The organism is Paraburkholderia sp. UCT2, from assembly GCF_014397665.1.
In the GTDB taxonomy this organism is placed as follows: Bacteria; Pseudomonadota; Gammaproteobacteria; order Burkholderiales; family Burkholderiaceae; genus Paraburkholderia; species Paraburkholderia tuberum.
On record NZ_VZQO01000012.1, the window covers coordinates 76,459 to 103,145 of the forward strand.

At 65.5% G+C, this 26,687-nt stretch carries 32 protein-coding genes and 1 riboswitch; of the genes, 27 read left to right on the plus strand and 5 right to left on the minus strand.

The features are described from left to right. Window positions 1-63: 63 nt before the first annotated feature. The 5 genes from F6X39_RS12445 to F6X39_RS12465 all read right to left on the minus strand — a co-directional run bounded on the left by F6X39_RS12445 (window position 64) and on the right by F6X39_RS12465 (window position 4,872). Window positions 64-807, minus strand: a complete 744-nt coding sequence (locus F6X39_RS12445) for a response regulator (RefSeq protein ID WP_187616833.1) — start codon at window positions 805-807, stop codon at window positions 64-66. A 101-nt stretch (window positions 808-908) separates the two neighbouring features. Further along, window positions 909-1,577: a hypothetical protein gene (locus tag F6X39_RS12450; protein WP_187616834.1), complete on the minus strand. Its 669-nt coding sequence runs from the start codon at window positions 1,575-1,577 to the stop codon at window positions 909-911. 64 nt (window positions 1,578-1,641) lie between these two features. Continuing rightward, the gene (locus F6X39_RS12455) at window positions 1,642-2,115 is read right to left on the minus strand and encodes a hypothetical protein (RefSeq protein WP_187616835.1); all 474 of its coding nucleotides are present in this window, start codon (window positions 2,113-2,115) and stop codon (window positions 1,642-1,644) included. A 205-nt stretch (window positions 2,116-2,320) separates the two neighbouring features. Further along, window positions 2,321-3,124 (minus strand): SDR family NAD(P)-dependent oxidoreductase, encoded by an 804-nt coding sequence (locus F6X39_RS12460; protein WP_090802109.1) that lies wholly within the window; start codon window positions 3,122-3,124, stop codon window positions 2,321-2,323. After that, on the minus strand, window positions 3,121-4,872 hold the full coding sequence (locus F6X39_RS12465) for an ABC transporter ATP-binding protein/permease (RefSeq protein WP_187616836.1): 1,752 nt from the start codon (window positions 4,870-4,872) through the stop codon (window positions 3,121-3,123). The genes F6X39_RS12460 and F6X39_RS12465 overlap by 4 nt, the downstream gene beginning before the upstream one ends. Window positions 4,873-5,303: 431 nt before the next feature. Next, window positions 5,304-5,427, plus strand: a riboswitch (TPP riboswitch). A 221-nt stretch (window positions 5,428-5,648) separates the two neighbouring features. On the opposite strand from F6X39_RS12465, the gene F6X39_RS12470 reads away from it, so the two are divergent. From F6X39_RS12470 to tatB, 27 genes are all read left to right on the plus strand, one after another. Continuing rightward, window positions 5,649-6,785: an FAD-dependent oxidoreductase gene (locus tag F6X39_RS12470; protein ID WP_184035725.1), complete on the plus strand. Its 1,137-nt coding sequence runs from the start codon at window positions 5,649-5,651 to the stop codon at window positions 6,783-6,785. Window positions 6,786-6,844: 59 nt separating this feature from the next. Beyond that, entirely contained in the window at window positions 6,845-7,042 is a 198-nt protein-coding gene (gene thiS / locus F6X39_RS12475; RefSeq protein WP_026225709.1) for a sulfur carrier protein ThiS, read from the plus strand. 107 nt (window positions 7,043-7,149) lie between these two features. Beyond that, the gene (locus F6X39_RS12480; RefSeq protein WP_184052290.1) at window positions 7,150-7,965 is read left to right on the plus strand and encodes a thiazole synthase; all 816 of its coding nucleotides are present in this window, start codon (window positions 7,150-7,152) and stop codon (window positions 7,963-7,965) included. After that, window positions 7,962-9,065 carry a thiamine phosphate synthase gene (thiE, locus tag F6X39_RS12485; RefSeq protein WP_184065558.1) on the plus strand — a complete coding sequence of 368 codons (1,104 nt, stop codon included), beginning with the start codon at window positions 7,962-7,964 and terminating at the stop codon, window positions 9,063-9,065. The genes F6X39_RS12480 and thiE overlap by 4 nt, the downstream gene beginning before the upstream one ends. A gap of 91 nt (window positions 9,066-9,156) precedes the next feature. Continuing rightward, complete coding sequence (locus F6X39_RS12490; protein WP_222945202.1) at window positions 9,157-9,981, plus strand: ABC transporter ATP-binding protein; 825 nt, start codon at window positions 9,157-9,159, stop codon at window positions 9,979-9,981. Beyond that, a complete protein-coding gene (mlaE, locus tag F6X39_RS12495) occupies window positions 9,978-10,745 on the plus strand; it encodes a lipid asymmetry maintenance ABC transporter permease subunit MlaE (protein ID WP_018420057.1) in 768 nt (255 codons plus the stop codon). Before F6X39_RS12490 ends, mlaE begins: the two co-directional genes overlap by 4 nt. Before the next feature lie 90 nt (window positions 10,746-10,835). Next, window positions 10,836-11,366: an outer membrane lipid asymmetry maintenance protein MlaD gene (mlaD, locus tag F6X39_RS12500; RefSeq protein WP_187612918.1), complete on the plus strand. Its 531-nt coding sequence runs from the start codon at window positions 10,836-10,838 to the stop codon at window positions 11,364-11,366. A gap of 19 nt (window positions 11,367-11,385) precedes the next feature. Beyond that, window positions 11,386-12,366, plus strand: a complete 981-nt coding sequence (locus tag F6X39_RS12505; protein ID WP_187616838.1) for a VacJ family lipoprotein — start codon at window positions 11,386-11,388, stop codon at window positions 12,364-12,366. Window positions 12,367-12,480: 114 nt separating this feature from the next. Then, complete coding sequence (locus tag F6X39_RS12510) at window positions 12,481-13,113, plus strand: phospholipid-binding protein MlaC (protein WP_187616839.1); 633 nt, start codon at window positions 12,481-12,483, stop codon at window positions 13,111-13,113. Then, window positions 13,110-13,430 (plus strand): lipid asymmetry maintenance protein MlaB, encoded by a 321-nt coding sequence (locus F6X39_RS12515; RefSeq protein ID WP_184035744.1) that lies wholly within the window; start codon window positions 13,110-13,112, stop codon window positions 13,428-13,430. The genes F6X39_RS12510 and F6X39_RS12515 overlap by 4 nt, the downstream gene beginning before the upstream one ends. A 190-nt stretch (window positions 13,431-13,620) precedes the next feature. Further along, window positions 13,621-14,553 (plus strand): ABC transporter ATP-binding protein, encoded by a 933-nt coding sequence (locus F6X39_RS12520; protein WP_187616840.1) that lies wholly within the window; start codon window positions 13,621-13,623, stop codon window positions 14,551-14,553. After that, a complete protein-coding gene (locus F6X39_RS12525; protein WP_187616841.1) occupies window positions 14,550-15,314 on the plus strand; it encodes an ABC transporter permease in 765 nt (254 codons plus the stop codon). Before F6X39_RS12520 ends, F6X39_RS12525 begins: the two co-directional genes overlap by 4 nt. A 15-nt stretch (window positions 15,315-15,329) precedes the next feature. After that, a complete protein-coding gene (locus F6X39_RS12530) occupies window positions 15,330-15,569 on the plus strand; it encodes a BolA family protein (RefSeq protein ID WP_008918725.1) in 240 nt (79 codons plus the stop codon). Window positions 15,570-15,680: 111 nt separating this feature from the next. Beyond that, window positions 15,681-16,943 carry a UDP-N-acetylglucosamine 1-carboxyvinyltransferase gene (gene murA, locus F6X39_RS12535; protein WP_187616842.1) on the plus strand — a complete coding sequence of 421 codons (1,263 nt, stop codon included), beginning with the start codon at window positions 15,681-15,683 and terminating at the stop codon, window positions 16,941-16,943. Beyond that, on the plus strand, window positions 16,940-17,641 hold the full coding sequence (gene hisG, locus F6X39_RS12540) for an ATP phosphoribosyltransferase (protein WP_187616843.1): 702 nt from the start codon (window positions 16,940-16,942) through the stop codon (window positions 17,639-17,641). The genes murA and hisG overlap by 4 nt, the downstream gene beginning before the upstream one ends. A 58-nt stretch (window positions 17,642-17,699) precedes the next feature. Continuing rightward, window positions 17,700-19,034 carry a histidinol dehydrogenase gene (hisD, locus tag F6X39_RS12545; protein WP_187616844.1) on the plus strand — a complete coding sequence of 445 codons (1,335 nt, stop codon included), beginning with the start codon at window positions 17,700-17,702 and terminating at the stop codon, window positions 19,032-19,034. Window positions 19,035-19,277: 243 nt separating this feature from the next. Then, on the plus strand, window positions 19,278-20,348 hold the full coding sequence (hisC, locus tag F6X39_RS12550; protein WP_187616845.1) for a histidinol-phosphate transaminase: 1,071 nt from the start codon (window positions 19,278-19,280) through the stop codon (window positions 20,346-20,348). A 115-nt stretch (window positions 20,349-20,463) separates the two neighbouring features. Further along, the gene (gene hisB, locus F6X39_RS12555) at window positions 20,464-21,051 is read left to right on the plus strand and encodes an imidazoleglycerol-phosphate dehydratase HisB (RefSeq protein WP_013090696.1); all 588 of its coding nucleotides are present in this window, start codon (window positions 20,464-20,466) and stop codon (window positions 21,049-21,051) included. 161 nt (window positions 21,052-21,212) lie between these two features. Then, complete coding sequence (gene hisH, locus F6X39_RS12560; RefSeq protein WP_184035773.1) at window positions 21,213-21,854, plus strand: imidazole glycerol phosphate synthase subunit HisH; 642 nt, start codon at window positions 21,213-21,215, stop codon at window positions 21,852-21,854. Window positions 21,855-22,035: 181 nt separating this feature from the next. After that, a complete protein-coding gene (gene hisA, locus F6X39_RS12565) occupies window positions 22,036-22,788 on the plus strand; it encodes a 1-(5-phosphoribosyl)-5-[(5-phosphoribosylamino)methylideneamino]imidazole-4-carboxamide isomerase (protein ID WP_090802089.1) in 753 nt (250 codons plus the stop codon). 245 nt (window positions 22,789-23,033) lie between these two features. Continuing rightward, a complete protein-coding gene (hisF, locus tag F6X39_RS12570) occupies window positions 23,034-23,807 on the plus strand; it encodes an imidazole glycerol phosphate synthase subunit HisF (RefSeq protein ID WP_090802088.1) in 774 nt (257 codons plus the stop codon). Between the two features lies 1 nt (window position 23,808). After that, window positions 23,809-24,219 (plus strand): phosphoribosyl-AMP cyclohydrolase, encoded by a 411-nt coding sequence (hisI, locus tag F6X39_RS12575; RefSeq protein ID WP_090802086.1) that lies wholly within the window; start codon window positions 23,809-23,811, stop codon window positions 24,217-24,219. Next, on the plus strand, window positions 24,216-24,611 hold the full coding sequence (locus tag F6X39_RS12580) for a phosphoribosyl-ATP diphosphatase (protein WP_187616846.1): 396 nt from the start codon (window positions 24,216-24,218) through the stop codon (window positions 24,609-24,611). The genes hisI and F6X39_RS12580 overlap by 4 nt, the downstream gene beginning before the upstream one ends. A 90-nt stretch (window positions 24,612-24,701) precedes the next feature. Further along, window positions 24,702-25,097 (plus strand): DUF4870 family protein, encoded by a 396-nt coding sequence (locus F6X39_RS12585; protein ID WP_184035804.1) that lies wholly within the window; start codon window positions 24,702-24,704, stop codon window positions 25,095-25,097. Between the two features lie 93 nt (window positions 25,098-25,190). Then, window positions 25,191-25,556: a histidine triad nucleotide-binding protein gene (locus tag F6X39_RS12590; protein WP_184035806.1), complete on the plus strand. Its 366-nt coding sequence runs from the start codon at window positions 25,191-25,193 to the stop codon at window positions 25,554-25,556. 268 nt (window positions 25,557-25,824) lie between these two features. After that, complete coding sequence (tatA, locus tag F6X39_RS12595; protein WP_187616847.1) at window positions 25,825-26,070, plus strand: Sec-independent protein translocase subunit TatA; 246 nt, start codon at window positions 25,825-25,827, stop codon at window positions 26,068-26,070. A 48-nt stretch (window positions 26,071-26,118) separates the two neighbouring features. Beyond that, complete coding sequence (gene tatB / locus F6X39_RS12600; protein WP_184070590.1) at window positions 26,119-26,661, plus strand: Sec-independent protein translocase protein TatB; 543 nt, start codon at window positions 26,119-26,121, stop codon at window positions 26,659-26,661. Window positions 26,662-26,687: the final 26 nt, after the last annotated feature.

Here is a 26,687-nt window from a genome sequence, read left to right on the forward strand (position 1 = left end):
ACCGCGCTGCGCGTTACGTGCGACGCGTGGGCCGCATCAACCGGCTTCGACCATCAGGCGCCGCTAACCGAGCGGCGGCGCAAGCCCGCGTTCGGCCGCGCCGATCTCGCCGTCCGGCACGAACACGTAGCCGCGTCCCCACACCGTCTGCACGTAGCGCGGTTCCGACGGGTCCACTTCGATCAATCGACGCAAGCGCCAGATCGAAACGTCGAGACTGCGGTTGCGATGCGCTTCGCTATTGCCGTGCAGTTTTTCGAGCAGCTGCGCACGCGTGAGCACAATCATCGCATGCGTGACGAACACCTTCAGCATCGCGAATTCGCTCGAACGCAGCGTGATGCGTTCGCCGTCGCGGCGCAGTTCGCGCGCGGGGAAGTTCACTTCGAAGCGGCCGAAATGATAGGGCGCGCGCTGTTCGGGCGCGCCCGGCGCGATCGAGCCGCGACGCCGCAGCACGGTGCGAATCCGCGCGACGAGCTCGCTCGGTTCGAAAGGCTTGCCGAGATAATCGTCGGCGCCGAGTTCGAGGCCGATCACGCGATCGATCGGATCGGCGCGCGCGGTCAGCAGGATCACGGGAATGTCGTCGCCGGCGACACGCAAGGCGCGCAGCGCGCTGATGCCGTCGAGCTCCGGCATCATGATGTCGAGCACGACGAGCGCGGGACGCTCCTGCTGCAATCTGCGCTGCAACGCCAAGCCATTTTCCAGCGTGGCGACCTTGAAGCCGCGGCCGTGCAGATATTCGCTGACGAGCTCGCGTACGACGGGATCGTCATCGACGATCAGGATGGTCTGGTTCATTCAGGTCATCTTAGTGATGCGCACGGGCCGCGCAAAGCGTATACCGCTTTCCAATCCTTTCCCGTGTAAGGCGCCGCAAGCGAAAGCAAAGCCGCGAGCACTCAGTGGGGCGACGGGAAGGCCTGCGAGGCTTGCAGGGTCTGCTGTTGCTGCGCTTGACGCGGGAAATCGGTCCGATCGACCACCATCCGCTCAATCAGTCCGCCGAGCTTGACCGAGGCCGACGAAAAACGGTCGGTGTTCAGGCCGCCGGTCTGATAGCGCGCGGTGACCAGAATGCGGCCGCTCTGGATCAGCGTCAGATCGATGATCGACAGGTACTGGATCGATTCGTCGCTGAACGAGCGGCGGCCATAGTCGATCGCGGCGTTGTAGACGAGCCGCGCTTCGCAGCCGGCCGGCGAGGTGCCCGGATTGTAGACGTCCGAACGAATACCGCGCCGCTCGAGCGCGAGCTGCAGCGCCGGCACGAAATCGCCGACCGACACCGTCGGGTTCACTTCGATGCAGAGGTGCTGCAAATCCGCGGGCCGCCCGTTGACGAAGGTCGGCGACGAGTAGTTCGACGCGATCGCGTAGCCGGCCTGGATGACGGAGCCGGTGGCGTCGGCGGCCTGGATCAGCGTCCAGGCGCAGCCGTCGAGCGCGAGCGTCAGCGTCACGGCGAAGGCGGCGAGGGCGCAACGACGCCGGCATATCAGCGAGGCGACCAGACACAGGCGCGAATGCCTGGTCGCCGCTGGCACGCGCACGGTCGGCGACGAGGTCATGAGGCAGCGCCCGATCCCGGTCACGAAATGCGATGGAGCATCAATAGCAGCGACGGCCGCGCGCTCAGCGCGTCACGCGCAGTCGCAGTTCGTTCTGACCTTGCACGCTCGCGGTGACGTTCACGCGACGGGCGTCGGTGGTCACGACGAAATGCTGGCGCACGGGTGTGTTGACGTCGTGCACGACGCGCGGAAAGCAGGCGGCGATGTCGGCGCCGAGTTCTTCGAGCGGATCGTTGATGACGCCGTCGGCTTGCCAGTGCGCGCGCCAGTGGCAGTCGTACGAGCGCAGGCTGGCGCGGCAATCGTCCGTATTGGAGACGCCCGGCAGTTGCGCGGCGGTCTCGTTTGGCAGTCGCCGGAAATCGCTCGCATCGACGATGTGCGTGAGCGCCGCGCAGATATCGGCGGGTTGGTTCGGCTCGGTCGTTTGCGCGGCATCGACGGCGTTAGTGAGCAGCAGCGCCGCGCCGCAGGCGAGCGCGATGCGCGGGAGCAAAGACGGGAGCAAAGGTGAAACACGGCGAGCGAATGACATGGGCGAGGAGTCCGAAGAGCGGTTGCGATGAAAGACGTGACTGACATCAACGACGGCCGGCGCATGGCGCGGCCCGTACGACTATCGTCGCTGCTCGCAGGCATTTTCAAAGCGCGGAACAGCTTGCGCGCTCCGCAAATGCTTTCGAATTCTTCTCGTGTCTTTCCGGATGTTGCGCCCGGAGGTGCCGGCGCGCAGGCGAGGCTTAACCGAGCGTCAAGCCGCCATCGATGTGAATCACCTGGCCGGTGATGTGGCGTGCCGCGTCGGACAGCAGGAATGCGATCAGCGCGGCGACGTCGTCCGGTTCGGCAACATGACCGAGCGGCGTGGCTTCGGCGGCGTGCGCCCACACGGCCGCGTTGTCGGCGCTTGGGCCGCGATCCTTGCGCGTGTAGCCCGGCGCCACGCAATTGACGGTCACGCCGAGCGGCGCGAGCTCCGCGGCCGCCGTTTTCGCAAGCGCTTCGAGTGCCGCTTTCGCGGCCGCCGTCGCGGCGAATGGCGCATCCGCGCGATAGCGATGCGCGACGAACGAACTCAAGGCGACCACGCGACCGCGCTTCGATGTTTCGAGCGCGGGCATCGCGCGCCGCACGAGCGCGGCGAAGGCGGCTGGCATCGCGGCGAAGGCGGCGCCGAAGGTGTCGGGATCGAGCGCGGCCAGCGTTTGGCGCTGCGCATGGCCGGCGTTCGCGACCAGTTGATCGAGTGCGCCGAAGCTCGCCAGCGTCTGATGGATCACGTGCTCCGCCGCGCCGCGCTCGGCGAGGTCGCCGAACACGGTCGCGCAGCGTGCGCCGCTTGCCGTGCAGTCGGCGGCAACCTGCACGAGCCGTCGACGGGAGGCGTCGTCTGCGCCGCGCGCGTGCAGCATCAACGACGTATGCGGCGCCGCGAGGCGCCGTGCGAGCGCCGCGCCGATGCCGGAACCGGCGCCGGTGATCAGCACGACGCGAGCGGCGGTGCCGTGCGCTTCGCTGACGTGAGCGCCGCTCGCGTCGCTCACGCCGCTACCGCTTCGACAGAACGCTCGACGTCGAGCGTTTCGTCATGGAACGCTGCGAGCGATTCGCGATGCGCGACGCTGACGATCGCAGCCTTCGGCAACCGCTCGGTGAACAGCCGATAGAGCCGCGACTCGTTTTCCGCGTCGAGCGCGCTGGTCGCTTCGTCGAGGAACAGGTAGTCCGGCTTGTGCAGCAGCACGCGCGCGGCGGCGAAGCGCTGCTGCTCACCCGGCGACAGCACGCGAGTCCAGTGCGCCGTTTCCTGCAGACGGTCCGCGTATTCCGACAGATGGCAGGTGATGAGCGCGTCGCGGCATTCGTCGTCGCCATAGGTGTCCGCCGCCGACGGATACGCGAGCGCCGCCTTCAGCGTGCCGATCGGCATGTAGCTGACCTGCGGGATGAACATCATGCGCGCGTTGACCGGTGCGTCGATCGAGCCGTCGCCGAACGGCCACAGGCCCGCGAGCGCGCGCATCAGCGTGCTCTTGCCGGCGCCCGACGGACCGCGCACGAGCCAGCGCGAGCCCGGCCGGATCGCGATATCGCGGATGCGCGACAGTGGGTTGCCATTGGGCAGCGCGAGCTGGAGGCTGTCGGTGGTAAGCGTGTTGCTGTCGACGAAATGCAGATTGATGCCGCCATGTTCCGTGGCAGGCGACACCGATTCCTTCAGACGCGGCGAATGCACGACGCGCTTGAATTCGCGCAACCGGTTCACGGTCGCGCGCCATTCGACGAGGCTCGTATAACTGTTGATGAACCACGAGAACGAATCGCTGACCGTGCCGAACGCGCTCGAAATCTGCATCAGCACGCCGAACGTGAACGCGCCCGCGAAGTAGCGCGGCGAGGCGACGACGATCGGGAAAATGATCGCGATCTGGCCGTAGAAGCTCAGCACGAAGGTGAGGCGCTTCGTGTACTTCATCACCTGCCACCAGTTGTCGCGGATGCGGCCGAACAGCGTGCGCGCGTTCGTCTTCTCGGTTTCCATGCCGTTGTAGAACGCGATCTGCTCGGCATTCTCACGCAGCCGGATCAAGCCGAAACGGAAATCGGCCTCGACTTTCTGCGCCTGATAGTTGATCGACACGAGCGGATGGCCGACCTTCTGCGTGATGAGCGAGCCGACCACCGCATACAGCGCGGCGGCCCACACCATGTAGCCGGGGATCTGCAGCGGCATGCCGCCGAGCGAGATGCTCAACGCGCCCGCGAGCGACCACAGGATCGTGATGAACGACACGAGCGTGACGACGGTCGACAGCAGATCGAGCGTTAGCGACAGCGTGGTGGTCGCGAACGACTGCAGGTCGTCGCTGATCCGCTGGTCGGGGTTGTCGGCGAGGCGGTCGCGCTCGATGCGGTAGAACGCGCTGTCGTTGAGCCACTCGTTCAGGTAGCGGGTGGTCAGCCACTGGCGCCAGCGGAAGCCGAGCATCTGGCGCAGATAGCGTCCGTACACGGCGAGGATGATGAAACCGAACGCGAGTCCGGTAAAGATCATCAGCAGGTGCGGGAAGTCGTGGACGTTCTTCGCCTGCAGCGCGTTGTAGAAGTCCCTGCTCCAGCTATTCAGGCGCACGTTGATCCAGACGACGAGCAGGTTCATCACGATGATCGTGACGAGCAGCCCCCACGCGATGCCTCGTTCCTCGGAAACCCAGTAGGGCTTGATCAGGGTCCACGCGGAGACCTTTTCGTCGGGCGGCAGCGCGGGGCTGGCGGAAGTATGTGGTGTCATGAGCGTCCTGATGAAGTGCTGACCCGAAGTGCCATTCCGGCGTACGGGTCCAATCTGGTTGACCCATGTCGGGCGATCCCGCGAACTGCAGGCCCCTTTGCGAGGGCGTGGCTGCCGCGGGTCTGCGATACCTGGCCGGGCATCGCACCATCACGCTCGATGAACGCGCGTCCGGACTGGCGCCCGATTCTGGCGTGACGCCCTTAAGCGAAAATTAATTTTCGGGGCCGGCATCCGCTGGGGTGCCGCCGCCACGCATGCGGCCACGAGCGCCGCGCGCGCCGCGTTTTTGCGGCACCGGTCACGGCATTGTGCCAGAGCGCCGGGCCGCTTCGCACCGGCATCTCGATAGACGGTGCCAGATCAAAATTGGGGTGGCGACCGTGGAGCGCTGGTTTGCGGGCGCCGCGCCTTTTATGGTCTAATGACCTTCGACGAAACAGGGGTGCTTCGCCCACAGGCGGCATGACTTTCATGCCGGGGCGGCGAGGCTGAGAGAGACCCTTTGCACCCGATCCGGGTAATACCGGCGCGGGAAGTTTCCGGAAGCAACCGTCTTCCATTCCCCGCCGGGCGGCGAGCGCAGCTCACATGTGCGCGTCGCGACCGGCCGGCTTCACCCGCCGGTTTCGTCCTGGGTACGTGCGTTTTTGGCCGTACGGAAAGGACTCGATGACCGCCTATTCTTCAGACATGCATTTTTCCCTTCGTCACGCCGCCTCGGGCGAGCCGTGCCGTTCTGGTTTTGCCCACCGCAGTCGAACGGAGCGCGCGCGATGAACCGTCCCGCCCGACCCGATTTCGCCGTGCTCGGCGGCGGCCTGTGCGGCCGGCTGGTCGCGTGGCGCCTCGCTGGCGACGGGCATCGCGTGGCGCTCTACGAGCGCGGCGATGCCACCGGTTCGCAGGCTGCCGCGTGGGTCGCCGCCGCGATGCTCGCGCCGCTGGCAGAGGCCGCGAGCGCCGAGCTGCTGATCACGCGGCTTGGCGCGAGTTCGCTCGAAAGCTGGCCGCGCGTGCTTGCCGAACTGCCGGAGCCGGTGTTTTTCCAGCGCAACGGCACGCTCGTCGTCTGGCATCACGCGGATCGCACCGAGGCGCCGCTATTCGAGCGGCGCGTGCGTGCGAACGCGCCGGCCGAGTTGCTCGACGGCGGCTTCGTCGCGTTGGCGGGTGCGCAGCTCGGCGCCGCCGAACCCGCGTTGGCCGGCCGCTTCAGCCAAGGCTGGCTGCTGCCGCGAGAAGGCCAGCTCGACAACCGCCAGGTGCTGTCCGCGCTCGCGGCCGGGCTTGCCGAGCGCGGCGTCGACACGCACTGGAACACGCCGATCGACGACGCGTCGCTGCCCGAGGCCGGCGTCACCATCGATTGCCGCGGGCTCGGCGCGAAGCCGGTGCTGCCGACGCTGCGCGGCATCCGCGGCGAAGTTGCGCGCGTGCATGCGCCTCACCTGCAGCTGACGCGCCCGGTGCGGCTACTGCATCCGCGTTACCCGCTGTATATCGCGCCGAAGCAGAACGGCCTCTACGTGATCGGCGCGACCGAGGTGGAGGGCGAGGACATGTCGCCCGTCAGCGTGCGTTCGGCGCTCGAGTTGCTGAGCGCGGCGTTTTCGGTGCACCCGGGCTTCGGCGAGGCGCGCATTCTCGAGCTGAATTCGCAGTGCCGGCCGACCTTGCCCGATCATCGTCCTGCGCTGCTGTGGGACGGCGCGCGCACGCTGCGCGTGAACGGCCTGTACCGGCACGGCTACATGATCGCGCCCGAAGTCGCCGACGAAGCCGTGCGCTTCGCGAGCGCGCTGCTCGACGGCCGCGTCGGTGATGCCGACGCATTCGCCGGCTGGCGGCGCGACTCACGCTGGAGCGAGCTGTTCCAGCAGCATTTCGCGCGCGAGCCGGCCCGAGCGTAGCGGCCAACGTGCCGCGCGCGATGCCGCTTGCGCCATCGATTGAACCGTATTCGAACACCATGGACATTCATATCAATCAGAAGCCGTTGTCGCTGCCCGAGGGCGCGACTGTCGCCGATGCGCTCGCCGCCTTTGGCGCGCGTCCGCCGTTCGCGGTCGCGCTCAACGGCGATTTCGTCGCGCGTGCGCAGCATGCGGCGCGCGCGTTGCAAACGGGCGACCGGCTCGACGTCGTGCAGCCGGTCGCGGGCGGCTGAGCGCGACCGCGCCAGCCTGTCGCTTACCGAACGCAACAACCGTCGCCGAAAACCCATTGCCGCAACGCGGTCGGTTCTAGCCGCGAGGGCAAACCAGGATGATGCAAATGACTTCTCACGAGACCGCCGACGCGCTGACGCTATACGGTCAAACTTTTGCAAGCCGCGTGCTGCTCGGCACATCGCGCTATCCGTCGCTGCAATCGCTGTCCGATTCGATCGACGCCGCGCGCCCCGGCATGGTGACGGTCGCGCTGCGCCGTCAGATGAACGAGGGCCACGCCGAAGCCGGCTTCTTCGATCTGCTCAAGCGCCATGGCGTGCCGCTCTTGCCGAACACGGCGGGTTGCCTGAGCGTCGGTGAAGCGGTGACAACCGCGCACATGGCGCGCGAAATCTTCGAGACCGAGTGGATCAAGCTCGAACTGATCGGCGACGACTACACACTGCAGCCCGACCCGGTCGGCCTGATCGAAGCCGCCGCGCGGCTCGTCAAGGATGGCTTCAAGGTGCTGCCGTACTGCACCGAAGATCTGGTGATCGGCCGCCGTCTGCTCGACGCCGGCTGCGAGGCGCTGATGCCGTGGGGCGCGCCGATCGGCACCGGCAAGGGCGTGATCAATCCATACGGGCTGCGCGTGTTGCGCGAGCGGCTGCCGGACGTGCCGCTGATCGTCGACGCCGGGCTCGGCGTGCCGTCGCATGCGGCCCAGGTGATGGAGTGGGGCTTCGACGGCGTGCTGCTGAACACGGCCGTGTCGCAGGCGACGCACCCCGACGCGATGGCGCGCGCGTTCGCGCTGGGCGTCGAGGCGGGTCGGCAAGCGTATCTCGCGGGCCCGATGGCCGAGCGCGAGAGCGCGCACGCGAGCACGCCGGTGATCGGCATGCCGTTCTGGCATCAGGATGGAGGTGCCGCATGACTCAGTCGTTGACGCTGAAGGACCGCGATCTGTTCTGGCCGACGGCCGACGAACTCATCGAAGCCGCCGAGCGCATCCGCGCGCGTCTCGGCGACTGGCCGCCGACGCACGCGCCGTGGCGCATCTGCCTGATCGCACCCGACGAACCGAACGGTGGCGACCTGATCGTGACCGCCGACGCACAGCAGCACGGCGAGCAAATCGCGCGCTGGCTGACGCGGGGTGCGGGCGTGATCGTCGCCGCGGAAAACCGCGCGACGCTGCATCTGGGCGGCGAGAAGTATGGCCTCGAAGGCCATCTGGCGGAAGACTGGATTCCCGCGCTTGCCGCGTTCCTCGACTGCGGTTTCGATCCGCACGACGCGCTGGTGCTCGCGCTCGCGTGGCGCGATGGCGACGAGACCCGCGCCGACGATGCTTTCCCGGCCGACCTCGCTCGCTTTCCGCGCCTTACCGACCTGCCGGCGGCACCCGCCAAGGCGTTCCCGCGCTGCCCGGCAAGGCTCGGCCTGTATCCGGTGTTGCCGACCGCGGACTGGGTCGAACGGGTGGTCGGCTTTGGCGTGAAGACGGTGCAGTTGCGCCGCAAGTCGGCCGAACCCGCCGACGAGCTGAAACGCGAAATCGCGCGCTGCGTGGCGGCCGGCCGCGCGCACGACGCGCAGGTGTTCATCAACGATCACTGGCTGGCGGCGCTCGAGGCGGGCGCATACGGCGTGCACCTCGGCCAGGAAGACGTGCATACCGCGGATCTGTCCGCGCTGGCCGACGCGGGCATCCGCCTGGGCCTGTCCACTCACGGCTTCTACGAGATGCTGAAGGCGCTGCATTTCCGGCCGAGCTACATTGCATTGGGCGCCGTGTTCCCGACCACGACCAAGGTCATGCCGACCGCGCCGCAGGGCTTGCGCCGCCTCGCACGCTATGTGCGGCTGCTCGACGGTGTGGTGCCGCTCGTCGCGATCGGCGGGATCGATCTGCAGGTGCTGCCTGACGTGCTCGCGACCGGTGTCGGCTGCGCGGCCGTGGTGCGCGCGGTGACGGAAGCGGCCGACCCGGCCGCCGCCGTTTCTGCACTGCAACACACGTTTACGCAATAATCGTCAGGCATAGTCAAGGAACGGGGCACCTCACGGCAGCTTTTGCACGATGGCCCTATAATTCGGCCTTCCCTGTAAAAGGATCGTCAGTTTGGTGCCTTCCTATCCCGAGACCTTACTTGAGCTGCGCGACGTCGACTTCGGTTACGGCGACCGGCTCGTCCTGTCGAATCTGAATCTGCGCTTTCGTCGCGGTCAGGTCGTCGCGGTCATGGGCGGCTCGGGTTGCGGCAAGACCACGGTGCTGCGGCTGATCGGCGGCCTCGTGCGCGCCCACCGCGGCCAGGTGCTGTTCCATGGCGAGGACATCGGCGAGCAGACGCGCGAAGGCCTTTACGCGCTGCGCCGCAAGATGGGCATGCTGTTCCAGTTCGGCGCGCTGTTCACCGACATGTCGGTGTTCGAAAACGTTGCCTTCTCGCTGCGCGAGCACACCGATCTCCCCGAAGAACTGCTGCGCGACCTCGTGCTGATGAAGCTCAACGCGGTCGGCCTGCGCGGCGCGCGCGACCTGCTGCCGTCCGAGATTTCCGGCGGCATGGCGCGACGCGTGGCGCTCGCGCGCGCAATCGCGCTCGACCCCGAACTGATGATGTACGACGAGCCGTTCGCCGGTCTCGACCCGATCTCGCTCGGCATCACCGCGAACCTGATCCGCACGCTGAACCGGGCGCTCGGCGCCACGTCGATTCTCGTCACGCACGACGTGCCGGAATCATTCGCGATCGCCGACTACGTGTACTTCCTGTCCAACGGCGGTGTGCTTGCCGAGGGCACGCCCGACGAACTGCGCGCGTCGACCGATCCGACCGTGCGGCAGTTCATCGACGGCGCGCCGGACGGCCCGTTCAGATTCCACTATCCGGCGCAGACGCCGCTCGAGGCGGACTTCGGCATGGGCGGAGGCCAGTCATGATCAGTACGATCGGGCGCTCGGTCATCACCGGGCTCGGCACCGCCGGCTACGCGACGCGCTTCTTCCTGCGGCTCGTGCTCGAATTTTTCCCGCTGCTGCGCCGCCCGCGTCTTGTCACGAAGCAGATCCACTTCGTCGGTAATTATTCGCTCGTGATCATCGCGGTGTCGGGGCTATTCGTCGGCTTCGTGCTCGGGCTGCAGGGCTATTACACGCTGAACCGTTATGGCTCCGAGCAGGCGCTCGGGTTGCTGGTCGCGCTGTCGCTCGTGCGCGAGCTCGGGCCGGTCGTGACCGCGCTGCTGTTCGCCGGGCGCGCGGGCACGTCGCTGACCGCCGAAATCGGCCTGATGAAGGCGGGCGAGCAGCTCACCGCGATGGAAATGATGGCCGTCGATCCGGTCAAGGTCGTGATCGCGCCGCGCCTGTGGGCCGGCATCGTGTCGATGCCGATCCTCGCCGCGATCTTCAGCGCGGTGGGCGTTCTGGGCGGTTACGTGGTGGGCGTGCTGCTGATCGGCGTCGATGCCGGCGCGTTCTGGTCGCAGATGCAAAGCGGCGTCGACGTGTGGCGCGATGTCGGCGCCGGGGTCGTCAAGAGTGTGGTGTTCGGCCTCGCGGTGACCTTCGTCGCGCTGTTTCAGGGCTACGAGGCGAAGCCGACGCCGGAGGGCGTGTCGCGCGCGACGACCCGCACGGTCGTGTACGCATCGCTCGCGGTGCTCGGGCTCGATTTCCTGCTGACCGCACTAATGTTCAGCTAAGACCGCGCAGCATGCCGGCTGCCGGCGGTGCATGTGCGCCGCGCACGGCGGGAGGTGGCGGCGGCGCGGCGGATTCACTTTGGGATGACGATGAAAAAGAATGTTCTCGACTTCTGGGTCGGCCTGTTCGTGGTGCTGGGTTTCGTGGCGTTGCTGTTTCTTGCGCTGAAGGCCGGCAATATGAGCTCGTTGTCGTTCCAGGCAACCTACCCGGTCAAGCTGAAGTTCGACAACATCGGCGGGCTGAAGCCACGCGCGCCGGTGAAGAGTGCCGGCGTGACGGTCGGCCGGGTCGCGTCGATCGGCTTCGACAGCAACACTTACCAGGCGCTCGTCACGATCGATATCGACAAGCAATATCAGTTTCCGAGGGACACTTCGGCGAAGATCCTGACCTCGGGTCTGCTCGGCGAGCAGTACATCGGGCTCGAGCCGGGGGGCGACTCGGAAATGCTGAAGGCCGGCGATACGATCTCGATGACGCAATCGGCGATCGTGCTGGAAAACCTGATCGGCCAGTTCCTGTATAGCAAGGCCGCGGATTCCGGCGCGGCGAAGCCCGCCGCATCCGCCCCTGCACCGGCGCCGGGCGCGCCGGCCTCCGGCGCTGCCGGCCAGTAAGGCCAACAAGGAGAATTAGATGCAGACGACACTGCAGACCGCGCGCCGCGGCGCGCGCGTCCTACAGTTCGGCAAGGTCGCCGTGGCGGCTGCGCTGCTCGCCGGTTGCACGACCGTACAGACGCCTACCAAGGGCGACCCGTTCGAAGGGCTGAACCGTACGATCTTCACCGTCAACGACAAGATCGACCAGTACGCGCTGAAGCCGGTTGCGCAGGGCTACGTTCGGGTCACGCCGCAGCCGGTTCGCGACAGCGTGACGAACTTTTTCTCGAACATCGGCGACGTCTATATCGCGGCGAACAACCTGCTGCAGCTGCGCATCGCCGACGGCGTGTCCGACATCATGCGGATCGTGATCAACACGTTGTTCGGCGTCGGCGGCCTGTTCGACGTCGCGACGCTCGCGAAGCTCCCGAAGCACGACAACGACCTCGGTCTGACGCTCGGCCACTACGGCGTGCCGGCGGGCCCCTATCTGGTGCTGCCGCTGTTCGGGCCGAGCACGGTGCGCGATGCGGTGGGCTCGCTCGGCAACTACTACGTGAACCCGATCAGCTACGTCGACCCGCCGGGCCTGAGCTGGGCGCTGTATGGCCTGAACATCGTCAACACGCGCGCGAACCTGCTCGGAGCGAGCAACCTGCTGGAAGGCGCGGCGCTCGACAAATACTCGTTCGTGCGCAACGCGTATCTGCAGCGCCGGCAGTATCTGTTGTCGGATAACCGCCGGCGTCCGCAGGAACTGCCGAGCTACGACGAGGAAGCGCCGCTGCCGAAGTACGACGAAGGCGAGACGGGCGCGGCAGGTGCGCCGGCCAAGCCGGCTCCCGCATCCGGCGCGGCCGTGGGCACGCCGCAAGGCGCGTCGGCACCGGAGGCCGCGTCGGGCGCCGAAACACCGCCTCTCGACCTGAAAGGCGGCCCGGAAACGCAAATTCCGGCCGGTCAGTTGGTGCCGCCCACGCGCTTTAACTTCCCGTCCTTAAGATTGCATTGAACGTGCAGCCGTAACAGATCGATACGACTCTCGCAGTTTGCGCATGGATTGCCGTCGAACTCGCGTGATAAGGTCGGTTCAAACTGTTGCATTATTTTTGAGGCAAAGCTCGATATGAAAAAATTCTTCCTGATCCCGTTGTTTGCCGCGTTGTTTTCGTTCATCAGCGCGGGCGCATCGGCGCAAACCGTCGACACCAGCGCGCCCGACGGGCTGATCAAGACCGTCACCCAGCAGGTGATGGACGCGATTCGGGGCGACAAGTCGATCCAGCAGGGCGACATCACGCGCATCACGGCGCTCGTCAACGAAAAGATCTTGCCGTACACCGATTTCCGCCGCACCACCCAGCTCGCGATGGGCCGTAACTGGCGCACCGCGACGCCCGAACAGCAGAACCAGGTGGTCGAGCAGTTCAAGATGCTGCTGATCCGCACGTACGCGGGCGCGCTCGCGCAGGTGCGCGACCAGCAGATCCAGTACAAGCCGTTCCGCATGAACCCGGACGACACCGACACGGTGGTGCGCTCGGTCGTGATGAACAACGGCCAGCCGATCGAACTCGACTACCGCCTGTACAAGACGGCGCAGGGCTGGCGCGTGTATGACATCAACGTGCTCGGCGCGTGGCTGATCCAGGCGTATCAGCAGCAGTTCAACGAGCAGATCCAGCAGAAGGGCGTGGACGGACTGATCCAGTTCCTCACGCAGCGCAATCAGCAACTCGCCGCGGGCAAGCAGTCGTGAGCGACGTGCTGAACCCGGTTGCGAACCGCTTCGACAGCGGCACGACGCTGACCCACGAGAGCGCGAAGGCCGCGCTCGCGGCAGGTCTGCAACGCATCGCGGCGGGTGCGGGCGGCGTCGATTGCGCGCCGCTCACGCAATTCGATTCGTCGGCGCTCGCCGTCCTGCTCGCGTGGGTGCGGGGCGCGGCGGCGCGCGGCGGCAAGTTCGAAATCGTCAATCTGCCGGCTGGGCTCGCCAGTCTCGCGCAGGCCTACGGTGTCGATACACTTCTCTCTTCTGGCGCCTCTAGCATGGTTGCGTCAGCGCGACATTGACGCTCCTCTAGCGTCGTCTCCCCCCTTCCGGCCTGGCCGGGGGTGTCAGTTTTTGCCCTATAATCAAACGTTTTTTTGGGGCGTTGAACTGGCCCCCTAATCGGCCCCGGTTCCCGTTTCTTCCAGCATTTGCGCGTCCCCAAGCTCCATGGGGCTACTTCAGGCGCCGCGACGCACGCGGCCCATAGTCATGTCAGCCATAGAAATTCGTAACGTCAAGAAGCGCTACAAGGACTTGCAGGCGCTCAAGGGCGTCAGCCTCACGGTCGAAGAAGGCGAGTTCTTCGGACTGCTCGGTCCGAACGGCGCGGGCAAGACGACGCTCATCAGCATACTCGCGGGTCTCGCGCGCGCCGACGAAGGCAGCATCGCGGTGCGCGGTCACGACGTCGTCGGCGATTTCCGCAACGCGCGCCGCGCGCTCGGCGTGGTGCCGCAGGAGCTCGTGTTCGATCCGTTCTTCACGGTGCGCGAAACCTTGCGCATCCAGTCCGGCTACTACGGGCTGCGCAACAACGACGCGTGGATCGACGAGATCATGGCCAATCTCGATCTCACCGAAAAGGCCGATGCCAACATGCGCGCGCTGTCGGGCGGCATGAAGCGCCGCGTGCTGGTCGCGCAGGCGCTCGTGCACCGCCCGCCGGTGATCGTGCTCGACGAGCCGACCGCGGGTGTCGACGTCGAGTTGCGCCAGACGCTGTGGAAGTTCATCTCGCGCCTGAATCGCGAAGGCCACACGATCGTGCTGACCACGCACTATCTGGAAGAAGCCGAATCGTTGTGCGACCGCATCGCGATGCTGCGCCGTGGCGAGGTCGTTGCGCTCGATCGCACCAGCACACTGCTGCAGCGTTTCGCCGGCATGCAACTGTTCGTTCGCTTCGCGCAGGGCGTGCTGCCCGCCGATCTGCGTCCGCTCGAGGCGGAAAGCGGCGCCGGCAACGGCAATGGCCGCCAGCATCTGCTGCGCCTGACGAGCTACGACGACGTCGAGCGCATCCTCGCGCAATGCCGCGCGGCCGGTTGTACATTCGAAGAAATCGAGGTCCGCAAGGCCGACCTCGAAGACGTATTCGTTCAGGTGATGAACGGTCCAGAAGTGATCGAGGGGCTTGCATGAGCGGGTACAGTGGATTTAGCACGCTGTTTTACAAAGAACTGCTGCGCTTCTGGAAGGTGTCTTTCCAGACCGTGCTCGCGCCGGTCATCACCGCGCTGCTTTACCTGACCATCTTCGGCCACGCGCTGCGCGGCCACGTGCAGGTCTATCCGGGCGTCGAATACACGAGCTTCCTGATTCCGGGCCTCGTGATGATGAGCGTGCTGCAGAACGCGTTCGCGAATAGTTCTTCGTCGCTGATTCAATCGAAGATCACCGGCAACCTCGTGTTCGTGCTGCTGCCGCCGCTGTCGCACCAGGAGATGTTCGCGGCCTACGTGCTCGCGGCCGTGGCGCGCGGGCTGTGTGTCGGCTTCGGCGTGTTCATCGTGACGATCTGGTTCGTGCCGCTCGCCTTCACCGCGCCGCTCTATATCATCGTGTTCGCGATGTTCGGCTCGGCGATTCTCGGCACGCTGGGTCTGATCGCCGGCATTTGGGCCGAGAAGTTCGACCAGCTCGCCGCGTTCCAGAACTTTCTGATCATGCCGCTCACGTTCCTGTCAGGCGTGTTCTACTCGACGCATACGCTGCCGCCCGGATGGCGCGAAGTATCGCGGCTCAATCCGTTTTTCTACATGATCGACGGCTTTCGCTATGGTTTTTTCGGCGTGTCGGATATCGACCCGCTGGTGAGCCTCGCGATCGTCGCCGGTTTCTTCGTGGTGCTGGCCGCCGTGGCGATGCGCATGCTTGCTACCGGCTACAAGCTGCGCCACTGACGAGGAGCTTCTCTCATGTTGCCGACTCCCGAACAGGTCAAACAGTACATTGCAGCTGGACTCGCGTGCGAGCATCTCGAAGTCGAAGGCGACGGTCAGCATTTCTTTGCGACGATCGTCTCGCCGAACTTCGAAGGCAAGCGCCTGATCCAGCGTCACCAACTCGTGTATGCGGCGCTCGGCGACCGCATGCGCGAAGAAATCCACGCGCTCAGCATGAAGACGCTGACGCCCGCCGAATGGCAGAACGCGTAATCTGGAAATTTAGTGCGAATTACTCAGGAAGGGCGCGACACCGCTAGCGGCGCGCCGAACACAGACAAAGCAGGTCCGGACGCGAACCGGGCCGATCAGGAACCGACAGGCATGGATAAACTCATCATTGAAGGTGGCTACCCGCTCTCCGGTGAAGTTGTCGTCTCGGGTGCGAAAAACGCGGCATTGCCGATCCTGTGCGCGGGTCTGCTGAGCGCCGATCCGGTGCATCTGGAGAACGTGCCCGATCTGCAGGACGTGCGCACGATGCTCAAGCTGCTCGGCCAGATGGGCGTGCGTATCGAAGCCGGCGAAGGGCGCGTGGCGCTCGACGCGTCGAAGGTCGACAACCTCGTCGCGCCGTACGAAATGGTGAAGACGATGCGCGCGTCGATTCTCGTGCTCGGTCCGCTCGTCGCGCGCTTCGGGCATGCGCGCGTGTCGCTGCCGGGCGGCTGCGCGATCGGCGCGCGTCCGGTCGATCAGCACATCAAGGGTCTGCAGGCGATGGGCGCCGAGATCACGATCGAGCACGGCTTCATCGAAGCGCGCGCGAAGCGTCTGAAGGGCGCGCGCATCGTCACCGACATGATCACCGTGACCGGTACCGAGAACCTGCTGATGGCGGCGGTGCTCGCCGAAGGCGAGACGGTCATCGAGAACGCCGCGCGCGAACCCGAAGTGGTCGACCTCGCGCGTCTGCTCGTCGCGATGGGCGCGAAGATCGAAGGCATCGGCACCGACCGTCTGGTGATCCATGGCGTCGACAAGCTGCACGGTGCGAAGCACACGGTGATTCCGGACCGCATCGAAGCGGGCACTTTCCTGTGCGCGGTCGCGACGGCCGGCGGCGACGTCATGCTGCGCAAGATGCGTCCGCTGCTGCTCGAAGCCGTCACCGAAAAGCTGCGCGAAGCGGGCGTCACGGTCGAGGAAGGCGACGACTGGATGCGCGTGCGCATGGACAAGCGCCCGAGCGCGGTCACGTTCCGCACCTCCGAATACCCGGCGTTTCCGACCGACATGCAGGCGCAGTTCATGGCGCTCAACACGATCGCGGACGGTACGTCGCAAGTCGTGGAGACGATCTTCGAAAACCGTTTCATGCACGTCCAGGAGCTGAACCGTCTCGGCGCGAGCATCACGATCGACGGCAACACCGCGCTCGTAACCGGCGTCGAAAAACTGTCCGGCGCGAAGGTGATGGCCACCGATCTGCGCGCGTCCGCGAGTCTTGTGATCGCCGCGCTGCGCGCCGAGGGCGAGACGCTGATCGACCGCATCTATCACCTCGATCGCGGCTACGACCGCATGGAAGCGAAGCTCAACGCGATCGGCGCGAAGGTGCGCCGGGTTTCCGGGAGCGGGGCATGAGTTCGATGCCGCAAACGTCGTCGTCGCCGGCGGTCAGCGCGCCGCTCACGCTCGCGTTGTCGAAAGGGCGTATCTTCGAGGAAACGCTGCCGCTGCTCGCGGCGGCCGGCATCGAGGTAGCGGAAGATCCGGAGAGCTCGCGCAAGCTGATTCTGCCGACCTCCGACCCGAACCTGCGCGTGATCGTCGTGCGCGCGACCGACGTGCCGACCTATGTCGAGTATGGCGCGGCCGACTTCGGCGTGGCCGGCAAGGACGTGCTGCTCGAGCATGGCGGCAGCGGCCTGTATCAGCCGGTGGATCTGGACATTGCGCGTTGCCGCATGTCGGTCGCGGTCGAGGCCGGTTTCGATTATGCGAACGCGGTGCGCCAGGGCGCGCGTCTGCGGGTCGCCACCAAGTATGTTGAAACCGCTCGTGAGCATTTTGCCGCCAAGGGCGTTCACGTCGATCTGATCAAGCTGTACGGTTCGATGGAACTCGCTCCGCTGGTTGGACTCGCCGACGCGATCGTCGACCTGGTCAGCTCGGGCAATACGCTGCGCGCGAACAATCTGGTCGAGGTGGAGGAGATCATGCAGATTTCGTCGCGTCTCGTCGTGAACCAGGCAGCGCTGAAGCTCAAACGCGCCGCGTTGCGGCCGATTCTCGACGCGTTTGCCAATGCTTCGTCGAAAACCGCCGCCCCGGCGCCCTGACTGACGATGGCAATGTGACGTTGCACTGATAGCGCGCCTTACCGAAACGGATACCTGTATGTCTACCAAGATTCGCAAACTCGATTCCACCGCTCGCGACTTCCACAAGTCGCTGCATGCGGTGCTCGCGTTCGAGGCGAGCGAAGACGAAGCCATCGAGCGTGCGGTCGCGCAGATTCTGAACGACGTGAAGGCGCGCGGCGACGAGGCGGTGCTCGAGTACACGAATCGCTTCGATCGCGTCGATGCGAAAAGCGTGGCCGAGCTCGAACTGCCGATGGCCGAGCTCGAGGCGGCGCTCGAAAGTCTCGAGCCGAAGCGGCGCGCGTCGCTCGAAGCGGCGGCGGCACGCGTGCGCGGTTATCACGAGAAGCAGAAGATCGAGTGCGGCAGCCATAGCTGGCAGTACACCGAAGCCGACGGCACCGTGCTCGGCCAGAAGGTCACGCCGCTCGATCGCGCGGGGATCTACGTGCCGGGTGGCAAGGCCGCGTATCCGTCGTCGGTGCTGATGAACGCGATACCGGCGCGGGTGGCCGGCGTGCGCGAAATCGTGATGGTCGTGCCGACGCCGGAAGGCGTGAAGAATCCGCTCGTGCTCGCGGCGGCTCTGCTGGGTGGCGTCGATCGCGTGTTCACGATCGGCGGCGCGCAGGCGGTAGCTGCGCTCGCGTACGGCACGCCGACCGTGCCCGCGGTCGACAAGATCTGCGGCCCCGGCAACGCGTACGTCGCGTCGGCCAAGCGTCGCGTGTTCGGCACGGTCGGCATCGACATGATCGCCGGGCCGTCGGAAATCCTCGTGTTGTGCGACGGCACGACCGACCCGCGCTGGGTCGCGATGGACCTGTTTTCGCAAGCCGAGCACGACGAGCTCGCGCAATCGATCCTGCTGTGCCCCGACGACGCGTTCATCACGCGCGTGCAGGAAGCGATCGACGAACTGCTGCCCACCCTGCCGCGCCGCGAAGTGATCCGCACGTCGCTCGAAAACCGCGGCGCGCTGATCAAGGTGCGCGACATGGCCGAGGCCTGCGCGATCGCCAACGACATCGCGCCGGAGCACCTTGAAATTTCGGCGCTGGAGCCGCATCAGTGGGCGCAACAGATCCGTCACGCAGGCGCGATCTTCCTTGGCCGTTACACGAGCGAGAGCCTCGGCGACTACTGCGCGGGCCCGAATCATGTGCTGCCGACGTCGCGTACCGCACGGTTTTCGTCGCCGCTCGGCGTCTATGATTTCTTCAAGCGTTCGAGCCTAATCGAGGTTAGCGCGGAAGGTGCGCAGACGCTCGGCGAGATTGCCGCGGAACTGGCATACGGCGAAGGTCTGCAAGCGCACGCACGCAGCGCCGAATACCGGATGCGGCAGAACAACAACGAACGCGGCTGAGGCGGAGCGCTGATCGCGCTGGCGCGCGGCGGAACTCAAGCAGGCGTAAGCGGGAGCAGGAGAAGCGGCGAGGGCGGCAACCGCCGCCGCATCGACCGGCTTCCATGTTTTCCGGCTTCCACCCGCTCGAGCGACGGCTCGAGCCCACCCGCCCCATTTAATAACGACGACAGAGACCAACCCGAGCGCCCCATGCCGACGACGCCGACCCGGCGTGTTTAGCGCGGCCCGGCCCCCGAACCTATGACGACACCTCAAGACATCATCCGCAGCGACGTGCTCGCAATGACGAGCTATCCGGTTCCGGACGCCACCGGCTTCATCAAGCTCGACGCGATGGAAAACCCGTTTCCGCTGCCGCCGGAACTTGCCGCGCATCTCGGCGAGCGTCTGGCCGGCGTCGCGCTGAACCGTTATCCGGCGCCGCGCCCCGAGCAGTTGATCGAGCGCATTCGTCACGTGATGGGCGTGCCGGCGGGGTGCGACGTGCTGCTCGGCAACGGCTCGGATGAAATCATCAGCATCATGTCGGTCGCGTGCGCGAAGCCGGGCGCGAAGGTGCTCGCGCCGGTGCCGGGCTTCGTCATGTATCAGATGTCGGCGAAGCTGGCGAATCTCGAATTCGTCGGCGTGCCGCTCAAAGCCGACTTCACGCTCGATACCGCCGCGATGCTCGCGGCGATCGCCGAGCATGAACCGGCGATCATCTATCTCGCGTATCCGAACAACCCGACCGGCACGCTGTTCGATGACGCCGAAATCGAGCGCATCATCGCCGCGGCGGGCAAGAGCCTCGTCGTGATCGACGAGGCGTATCAGCCGTTCGCGCAGAAGAGCTGGCTGCCGCGCGCCGACCAGTTCGACAACGTCGTCGTGATGCGCACGGTGTCGAAGCTGGGCCTCGCCGGCATTCGCCTCGGTTACCTGGTCGGCAAGCCCGCGTGGCTGACCGAGTTCGACAAGGTCCGCCCGCCGTACAACACCAACGTGCTGACGCAGGCCGCTGCTGATTTCCTGCTCGACCACATCGGCGTGCTCGATGCGCAGGCCGCGCAATTGCGCGACGAACGCGAGAAACTCGCACAGGCGGTGGCCGCGCTGCCGGGCGCCGAAGTGTTCACTAGCGCGGGCAACTTCCTGCTCGTGCGGGTGCCCGATGCGTCGGTATTGTTCGAAACCCTGCTAACGGCGCGGATTCTGATCAAAAACGTGAGTAAAATGCATCCATTGCTGGCCAATTGCGTGCGTTTGACCGTCGGTTCGCCGAACGAGAACGCCCAGTTGCTCGCCGGCCTGAAACTCGTGTTGCGGTAACCCGCCGCATCGAGCGGCGGCACTGAGCCGCTGCGTTGAACGGCTGCACTGAGCAGCCCGCCAGTTTGTCCATCCCACATTACTAGCGCTTTTAAGCCAGATTCGAGGAATTGCCATGCGCCTTGCGGAAGTCGTTCGCAACACCAGCGAAACGCAGATCCGTGTGAAGATCAACCTGGACGGCACCGGCCAGCAGAAGCTGGCCACCGGTGTGCCGTTCCTGGACCACATGCTCGACCAGATCGCCCGCCACGGGTTGTTCGACCTCGAGATCGAAGCGCATGGCGACCTGCATATCGACGATCATCACACGGTCGAAGACACCGGCATCACGCTCGGCCAGGCCGTCGCGAAGGCGATCGGCGATCGCAAGGGCATCCGCCGCTACGGCCATTCCTACGTGCCGCTCGACGAAGCGCTGTCGCGCGTCGTGATCGATTTTTCCGGCCGTCCGGGCCTCGAATTTCACGTGCCGTTCACGCGCGCGCGCATCGGCACGTTCGACGTCGACCTGTCGATCGAATTCTTCCGCGGCTTCGTGAACCATGCCGGCGTGACGCTGCACATCGACAACCTGCGTGGCATCAACGCGCACCATCAGCTCGAAACGGTGTTCAAGGCATTCGGGCGTGCGCTGCGCATGGCCGTCGAACTCGACGAGCGCGCGGCCGGACAGATTCCGTCGACCAAGGGCAGCCTCTAACGTAACGGCCGTAGCAGGCTTTAACACGGGTTTCACCGCCTCCAACGTCTTCAGGCCACTCACCTTCAAGCGATTCATCGGGCAGGACCGCATTTGCCGGCACGTCGTTTGACGCCGCGCGGCGGCATCGATGGATCGAGGGCAGAGCGGCCAAACTTGAAATGAAAACTTCGATAGCGATTGTGGATTACGGAATGGGCAACCTGCGCTCGGTTGCCCAGGCACTGCGTAAAGCGGCGCCGGAAGCGGACGTGGCGATCGTCGATCGTCCGGAAGCGATCCGCTCGGCCGACCGCGTGGTGCTGCCGGGCCAGGGTGCGATGCCCGACTGCATGCGCAGTCTCGGCGCGTCCGGTTTGCAGGAAGCGGTCGTCGAGGCGTCGCGCAGCAAGCCGCTGATGGGCGTGTGCGTCGGCGAGCAGATGCTGTTCGACTGGAGCGCCGAGGGCGACACGCCGGGTCTGGGTCTGTTGCCCGGCAAGGCGGTACGCTTCGAGCTCGAAGGCCAGGTGCAGGACGACGGCTCGCGCTTCAAGGTCCCGCAGATGGGCTGGAACCGCGTGCGTCAGGCGCAGCCGCATCCGCTGTGGGACGGTGTCGCCGACAACGCGTTCTTCTACTTCGTGCACAGCTACTACGTGGTTCCGGACAACCCGGCGCATACGTCGGGCGAAACGGTCTACGGCGTGCCCTTTACCTCGGCGGTAGCGCGGGATAACATCTTTGCCACCCAATTCCACCCTGAAAAGAGCGCCGAGGCGGGTTTGCGCGTGTATCGCAACTTCGTGCACTGGAACCCGTGAACGCCTTTTTTCATCCCGTTGCTGCGCGCGCGTCGCGCGGTGCCGCGGTCCCGTATCCGACCGGCGCCCCACTGGAGCGCCGAACGAGTTGTACTAAACTAGCGAGACGGTATTGCGGCGGGCTGACTCGCCAGCCGCTGCCGCCGACCTTCAATCCACTCCCAGATAACACCCGATTGCTATGCTGCTGATTCCCGCCATCGACCTGAAAGACGGTCAGTGTGTACGCCTCAAACAGGGCGATATGGACCAGGCGACGATTTTCTCCGAGGAACCGGCGGCAATGGCCCGACATTGGGTCGACCGCGGCGCGCGTCGTCTGCATCTCGTCGATCTGAATGGCGCGTTCGCCGGCAAGCCGAAGAACGGCGATGCAATCCGAGCGATCATCGATGAAGTGGGCGGCGCGATTCCGGTTCAGCTGGGCGGTGGCATCCGCGACCTGAACACAATCGAGCGCTATCTGGACGACGGTTTGTCGTACGTGATCATCGGCACGGCCGCGGTGAAGAACCCCGGCTTTCTGCAGGACGCGTGCACCGCGTTCGGCGGTCACATCATCGTCGGTCTCGACGCGAAAGACGGCAAGGTCGCCACCGACGGCTGGAGCAAGCTGACCGGTCACGAAGTGGCCGACCTCGCGCGCAAGTTCGAGGACTACGGCTGCGAGTCGATCATCTACACCGACATCGGCCGTGACGGCATGCTGCAAGGCATCAACATCGAAGCGACGGTGCGCCTTGCGCGCGCGGTCAAGATTCCGGTGATCGCGAGCGGCGGTCTGTCGAACCTCGCGGACATCGAATCGCTGTGCGAAGTCGAAGGCGAGGGCATCGAGGGCGTAATCTGCGGCCGCGCGATCTATTCGGGCGACCTCGACTTCGCGGCCGCGCAGACGCTCGCGGACAAGCTGCGCGAAGCGGACGACGCTTAAGCACGGCGTCGCTGCGCGTGCTGGGCAGGTTGCGCGGGCGGCCGGCGTTGCGCTCGTGTCGGCTTGCGGCGCTCGTTCGAACGATGGCTTGCCTGTAACGCGCGTCGCACGATTAAGCGCCCGGAACCTCGCCAGCTTCCGGCCGGCACCTCACTCGCGGCGCGACGCAACCGCTCGCGCCGGCACCGTGCCGCTTGCCCGCAAGCGAGCGGCCCCATCAGCGGTATTGGCAGAATTGCACGATCATGGCTCTAGCTAAACGCATCATCCCCTGTCTCGACGTCACCGCGGGCCGCGTGGTCAAGGGCGTCAACTTCGTCGAACTGCGCGACGCGGGCGACCCGGTCGAAATCGCGCGCCGTTACGACGATCAGGGCGCCGACGAACTGACGTTCCTCGACATCACCGCGACCTCGGATCAGCGCGACCTGATTCTGCCGATCATCGAGGCGGTCGCTTCGCAGGTGTTCATTCCGCTGACGGTCGGCGGCGGCGTGCGCGCGGTCGAAGACGTGCGGCGCCTGCTGAACGCGGGCGCCGACAAGATCAGCATGAACTCGTCGGCGGTAGCGAATCCGCAACTCGTGAAGGACGCGACCGACAAATACGGCTCGCAGTGCATCGTCGTCGCGATCGACGCGAAGCGCGTGTCGGCCGACGGCGAAACGCCGCGCTGGGAAGTGTTCACGCACGGCGGCCGCAAGGCCACCGGTCTCGATGCGGTCGAGTGGGCGCGCAAGATGGCCGAGTTGGGCGCGGGCGAAATCCTGTTGACAAGCATGGATCGCGACGGCACCAGGAGCGGCTTCGACCTCGCGCTGACTCGCGCGGTGTCGGACGCGGTGCCGGTGCCGGTGATCGCCTCGGGCGGCGTCGGCAATCTGCAGCATCTCGCCGACGGCATCAAGAGCGGTCATGCGGACGCGGTGCTCGCCGCGAGCATCTTCCACTATGGCGAACACACGGTCGGCGAGGCCAAGCGCTTCATGGCCGATCAGGGCATTTCGGTGAGGTTGTGACGTGACGAATCCTTCGGCAGTGAACTGGCTCGACAAGGTCAAGTGGGATGCGAACGGCCTCGTGCCGGTGATTGCGCAGGAAGCGTCGACGAACGACGTGCTGATGTTCGCGTGGATGAACCGCGAGGCCCTCGCGAAGACCGTCGAGACCGGCCGCGCGGTGTATTTCTCGCGCTCGCGCCAGCGCCTGTGGTTCAAGGGTGAGGAGTCGGGCCACGTGCAGCATGTGCATGAAGTGCGACTCGATTGCGACGAAGACGTCGTGCTGCTGAAAGTCGAGCAGGTATCGGGCATCGCGTGCCATACAGGCCGCCACTCGTGCTTTTTCCAGAAATTCGAAGGCTCGGTGGACGATGGCGACTGGCAGGCCGTCGATCCCGTGCTGAAAGACCCCGAACACATCTACAAATGACGCAATCCACGCAAAACCCGTCGGCCGCCACGGCTTCCACGCTCGACACGCTGCGGCGCCTCGCGGCGGTGATCGACAGCCGCAAGGGCGGCGATCCGGACATCTCGTATGTATCGCGCCTGTTCCACAAGGGCGACGACGCGGTCCTGAAAAAGATCGGTGAAGAAGCCACCGAAGTCGTGCTGGCCGCGAAGGACGTGCGCCAGGGCGGCGCACCGAAGGCGCTGGTCGGCGAGGTTGCGGACCTGTGGTTCCACTGCCTCGTGATGCTGTCGCATTTCGATCTGAGCCCCGCCGACGTGATCGCCGAACTCGAGCGTCGCGAAGGCCTGTCGGGCATCGAGGAAAAGGCGCTGCGCAAGAGCCGCGAGCGCGAGGAAAACGGCGACTGAGCAGCCGGAGCGGAAATCTGGCGTTTCCGCTTGAAGTCGCGCGCGCCGGCACCAACATAGCGGTAACCGCACCTCCGGGAGGACGCAAGCATGGAACAGCCGCAAGGAAGCTATCCGCCGCCGGTCTACCGCCACGCGATGGAGCCTGAGCGCGAGCGCAGCCTGCGCACGCTCACGCACGTGCTGTACGCGCTGTATGCGGTCCATTGGCTGACCGGCGGGCTCACCATTCTGGTCGCGATCATCATCAACTACGTCAAACGGTCGGATGTGGCCGGCACGCCGTACGAAGCGCACTTCGAATGGCAGATCCGCACGTTCTGGCTGGGCCTCGTCGGTTACGCGATCGGCGCGTTGCTGCTGCTCGTCGTGATCGGCATTCCGGTGCTGTGGGCAGTCAGCATATGGATGTTGTACCGTATTATCAAAGGCTGGCTGTATCTGTACGATAACAAGCCGTTCGCGAATCCGGCCAGTTGGGTCTGAACGCTAGCCGGTCCGTATGGGCGGGCCGGCTTTCGGATCGAACCTCGGCGCGGGCGGCTTCGCTCGCCCAAGTCATACCGCGTCAGGAATACGATGAGTCACGATCCGAACTGCCTTTTCTGCAAGATTGCCGCTGGCGAAATCCCGTCGACCAGGGTCCACGAAGACGACGAGTTCGTCGCCTTCCGCGACATCCGTCCGGCGGCCGAAACGCATGTGCTGGTGATTCCTCGCAAGCACATTGCAACGCTGTCGAACTGCACGGAAAGCGACGCGCCTCTGCTTGGTAGAATGCTTGTCCTGGCCGCGCGACTGGCCGAACAATTGGGGGTCGCCTATAACGGCGGCGAAACGGGCTTTCGCACGGTAATCAATACCGGTCCGGGCGGTGGTCAGGAGGTGTATCACCTGCACGCGCACATTCTCGCGGGACCGCGTCCCTGGCAACGCATGGGCTGAGCGCCGGTTCGCGCGTCAGGCGCGCTGCGTGGCAAGTGCGCACCGCCGCGAGTTTTGGTCGAGGACAATAGCGCCGTCGTTGTTTTTACCGCTGTGTAATAACGTCGACGCGATCGTGTGGCCACAATGACAGGCGTAAATGGCCGCATTGCGAGCGAGGCGGCGCAGCCTGAGGTAACGTAGAGATATATCGAGACGAAGCGCACGCGCTTCAGGTTATGCAAATTGGCCGCATCGAGATGCGGCGCCGGGGTTAAGGAGAGTAGTCATGGGTTCGTTGAGTATTTGGCATTGGTTGATCGTTCTGTTGATCGTCGCGCTCGTGTTCGGCACGAAGAAGCTACGCAACATCGGCAGCGATCTGGGCGGCGCCGTGAAGGGCTTCAAGGAAGGCATGAAGGAAGCCGATTCGTCGTCGGCCGACGCGCAAGAGCAGCAGCGCGAGCTGCCGCGCAACGGCGCGGTGGACGTCGAAGCGAAGGAAAAGACGCAGCAATCGAGCGATTACCGCTAAGCCGCGGCCTTCGCGCCGTTCCCGCGTTTCTGACGGACATTCCACTTCATGCTGGACCTCGGTCTAACCAAGATGGCGCTGATCGGCGTCGTCGCGCTGGTCGTCCTCGGGCCTGAGCGCCTGCCGCGTGTCGCTCGCACGGCCGGCGCGCTGTTCGGCCGCGCACAGCGGTACATCAACGACGTTAAGGCCGAAGTCACGCGCGAAATCGAGCTCGACGAATTGCGGCGCATGAAGACCGAGTTCGAGAAGGCCGCGAGCAATGTCCAAACGGCGGTTCAGGACAATGTGCGCAAGCACGAGAATGAACTGAACGAAGCATGGAATAGCGGTACGTCGGTATCGCCGAGCATCGCCGGCGGCGCGCTCGAAGACGCCGGCAGCGGGGCCAGCGGCAGCGCGGGTGCCACCTCGTGGCCCGTCAGTACGCCGGCCGCCGCGCCCAAACGCAAGACCTGGCGCGTTCAGCAGAGCGCCACGCCCACCTGGTACAAGCGAGCGAGCCTGCGGCGCACGCGCGTGCAGTCGGGCGCCGCGCGCGTTGCGCGGCACACACCTGCCAACCTGCGTCGTCCGACGCGGTTTTTCTGATGTTCAGATCGACAATCCCCAACCGA

What these genes read in the sequence shown, in the direction of transcription:
- F6X39_RS12445 (WP_187616833.1), bottom strand. Translation starts at nt 807, where the DNA reads ATGAACCAGACCATCCTGATCGTCGATGACGATCCCGTCGTACGCGAG.
- F6X39_RS12450 (WP_187616834.1), bottom strand. Translation starts at nt 1,577, where the DNA reads ATGACCTCGTCGCCGACCGTGCGCGTGCCAGCGGCGACCAGGCATTCG.
- F6X39_RS12455 (WP_187616835.1), bottom strand. Translation starts at nt 2,115, where the DNA reads ATGTCATTCGCTCGCCGTGTTTCACCTTTGCTCCCGTCTTTGCTCCCG.
- F6X39_RS12465 (WP_187616836.1), bottom strand. Translation starts at nt 4,872, where the DNA reads ATGACACCACATACTTCCGCCAGCCCCGCGCTGCCGCCCGACGAAAAG.
- F6X39_RS12470 (WP_184035725.1), top strand. Translation starts at nt 5,649, where the DNA reads ATGAACCGTCCCGCCCGACCCGATTTCGCCGTGCTCGGCGGCGGCCTG.
- thiS (WP_026225709.1), top strand. Translation starts at nt 6,845, where the DNA reads ATGGACATTCATATCAATCAGAAGCCGTTGTCGCTGCCCGAGGGCGCG.
- F6X39_RS12480 (WP_184052290.1), top strand. Translation starts at nt 7,150, where the DNA reads ATGACTTCTCACGAGACCGCCGACGCGCTGACGCTATACGGTCAAACT.
- thiE (WP_184065558.1), top strand. Translation starts at nt 7,962, where the DNA reads ATGACTCAGTCGTTGACGCTGAAGGACCGCGATCTGTTCTGGCCGACG.
- mlaE (WP_018420057.1), top strand. Translation starts at nt 9,978, where the DNA reads ATGATCAGTACGATCGGGCGCTCGGTCATCACCGGGCTCGGCACCGCC.
- mlaD (WP_187612918.1), top strand. Translation starts at nt 10,836, where the DNA reads ATGAAAAAGAATGTTCTCGACTTCTGGGTCGGCCTGTTCGTGGTGCTG.
- F6X39_RS12505 (WP_187616838.1), top strand. Translation starts at nt 11,386, where the DNA reads ATGCAGACGACACTGCAGACCGCGCGCCGCGGCGCGCGCGTCCTACAG.
- F6X39_RS12510 (WP_187616839.1), top strand. Translation starts at nt 12,481, where the DNA reads ATGAAAAAATTCTTCCTGATCCCGTTGTTTGCCGCGTTGTTTTCGTTC.
- F6X39_RS12520 (WP_187616840.1), top strand. Translation starts at nt 13,621, where the DNA reads ATGTCAGCCATAGAAATTCGTAACGTCAAGAAGCGCTACAAGGACTTG.
- F6X39_RS12525 (WP_187616841.1), top strand. Translation starts at nt 14,550, where the DNA reads ATGAGCGGGTACAGTGGATTTAGCACGCTGTTTTACAAAGAACTGCTG.
- F6X39_RS12530 (WP_008918725.1), top strand. Translation starts at nt 15,330, where the DNA reads ATGTTGCCGACTCCCGAACAGGTCAAACAGTACATTGCAGCTGGACTC.
- murA (WP_187616842.1), top strand. Translation starts at nt 15,681, where the DNA reads ATGGATAAACTCATCATTGAAGGTGGCTACCCGCTCTCCGGTGAAGTT.
- hisG (WP_187616843.1), top strand. Translation starts at nt 16,940, where the DNA reads ATGAGTTCGATGCCGCAAACGTCGTCGTCGCCGGCGGTCAGCGCGCCG.
- hisD (WP_187616844.1), top strand. Translation starts at nt 17,700, where the DNA reads ATGTCTACCAAGATTCGCAAACTCGATTCCACCGCTCGCGACTTCCAC.
- hisC (WP_187616845.1), top strand. Translation starts at nt 19,278, where the DNA reads ATGACGACACCTCAAGACATCATCCGCAGCGACGTGCTCGCAATGACG.
- hisB (WP_013090696.1), top strand. Translation starts at nt 20,464, where the DNA reads ATGCGCCTTGCGGAAGTCGTTCGCAACACCAGCGAAACGCAGATCCGT.
- hisH (WP_184035773.1), top strand. Translation starts at nt 21,213, where the DNA reads ATGAAAACTTCGATAGCGATTGTGGATTACGGAATGGGCAACCTGCGC.
- hisA (WP_090802089.1), top strand. Translation starts at nt 22,036, where the DNA reads ATGCTGCTGATTCCCGCCATCGACCTGAAAGACGGTCAGTGTGTACGC.
- hisF (WP_090802088.1), top strand. Translation starts at nt 23,034, where the DNA reads ATGGCTCTAGCTAAACGCATCATCCCCTGTCTCGACGTCACCGCGGGC.
- F6X39_RS12580 (WP_187616846.1), top strand. Translation starts at nt 24,216, where the DNA reads ATGACGCAATCCACGCAAAACCCGTCGGCCGCCACGGCTTCCACGCTC.
- F6X39_RS12585 (WP_184035804.1), top strand. Translation starts at nt 24,702, where the DNA reads ATGGAACAGCCGCAAGGAAGCTATCCGCCGCCGGTCTACCGCCACGCG.
- F6X39_RS12590 (WP_184035806.1), top strand. Translation starts at nt 25,191, where the DNA reads ATGAGTCACGATCCGAACTGCCTTTTCTGCAAGATTGCCGCTGGCGAA.
- tatA (WP_187616847.1), top strand. Translation starts at nt 25,825, where the DNA reads ATGGGTTCGTTGAGTATTTGGCATTGGTTGATCGTTCTGTTGATCGTC.
- tatB (WP_184070590.1), top strand. Translation starts at nt 26,119, where the DNA reads ATGCTGGACCTCGGTCTAACCAAGATGGCGCTGATCGGCGTCGTCGCG.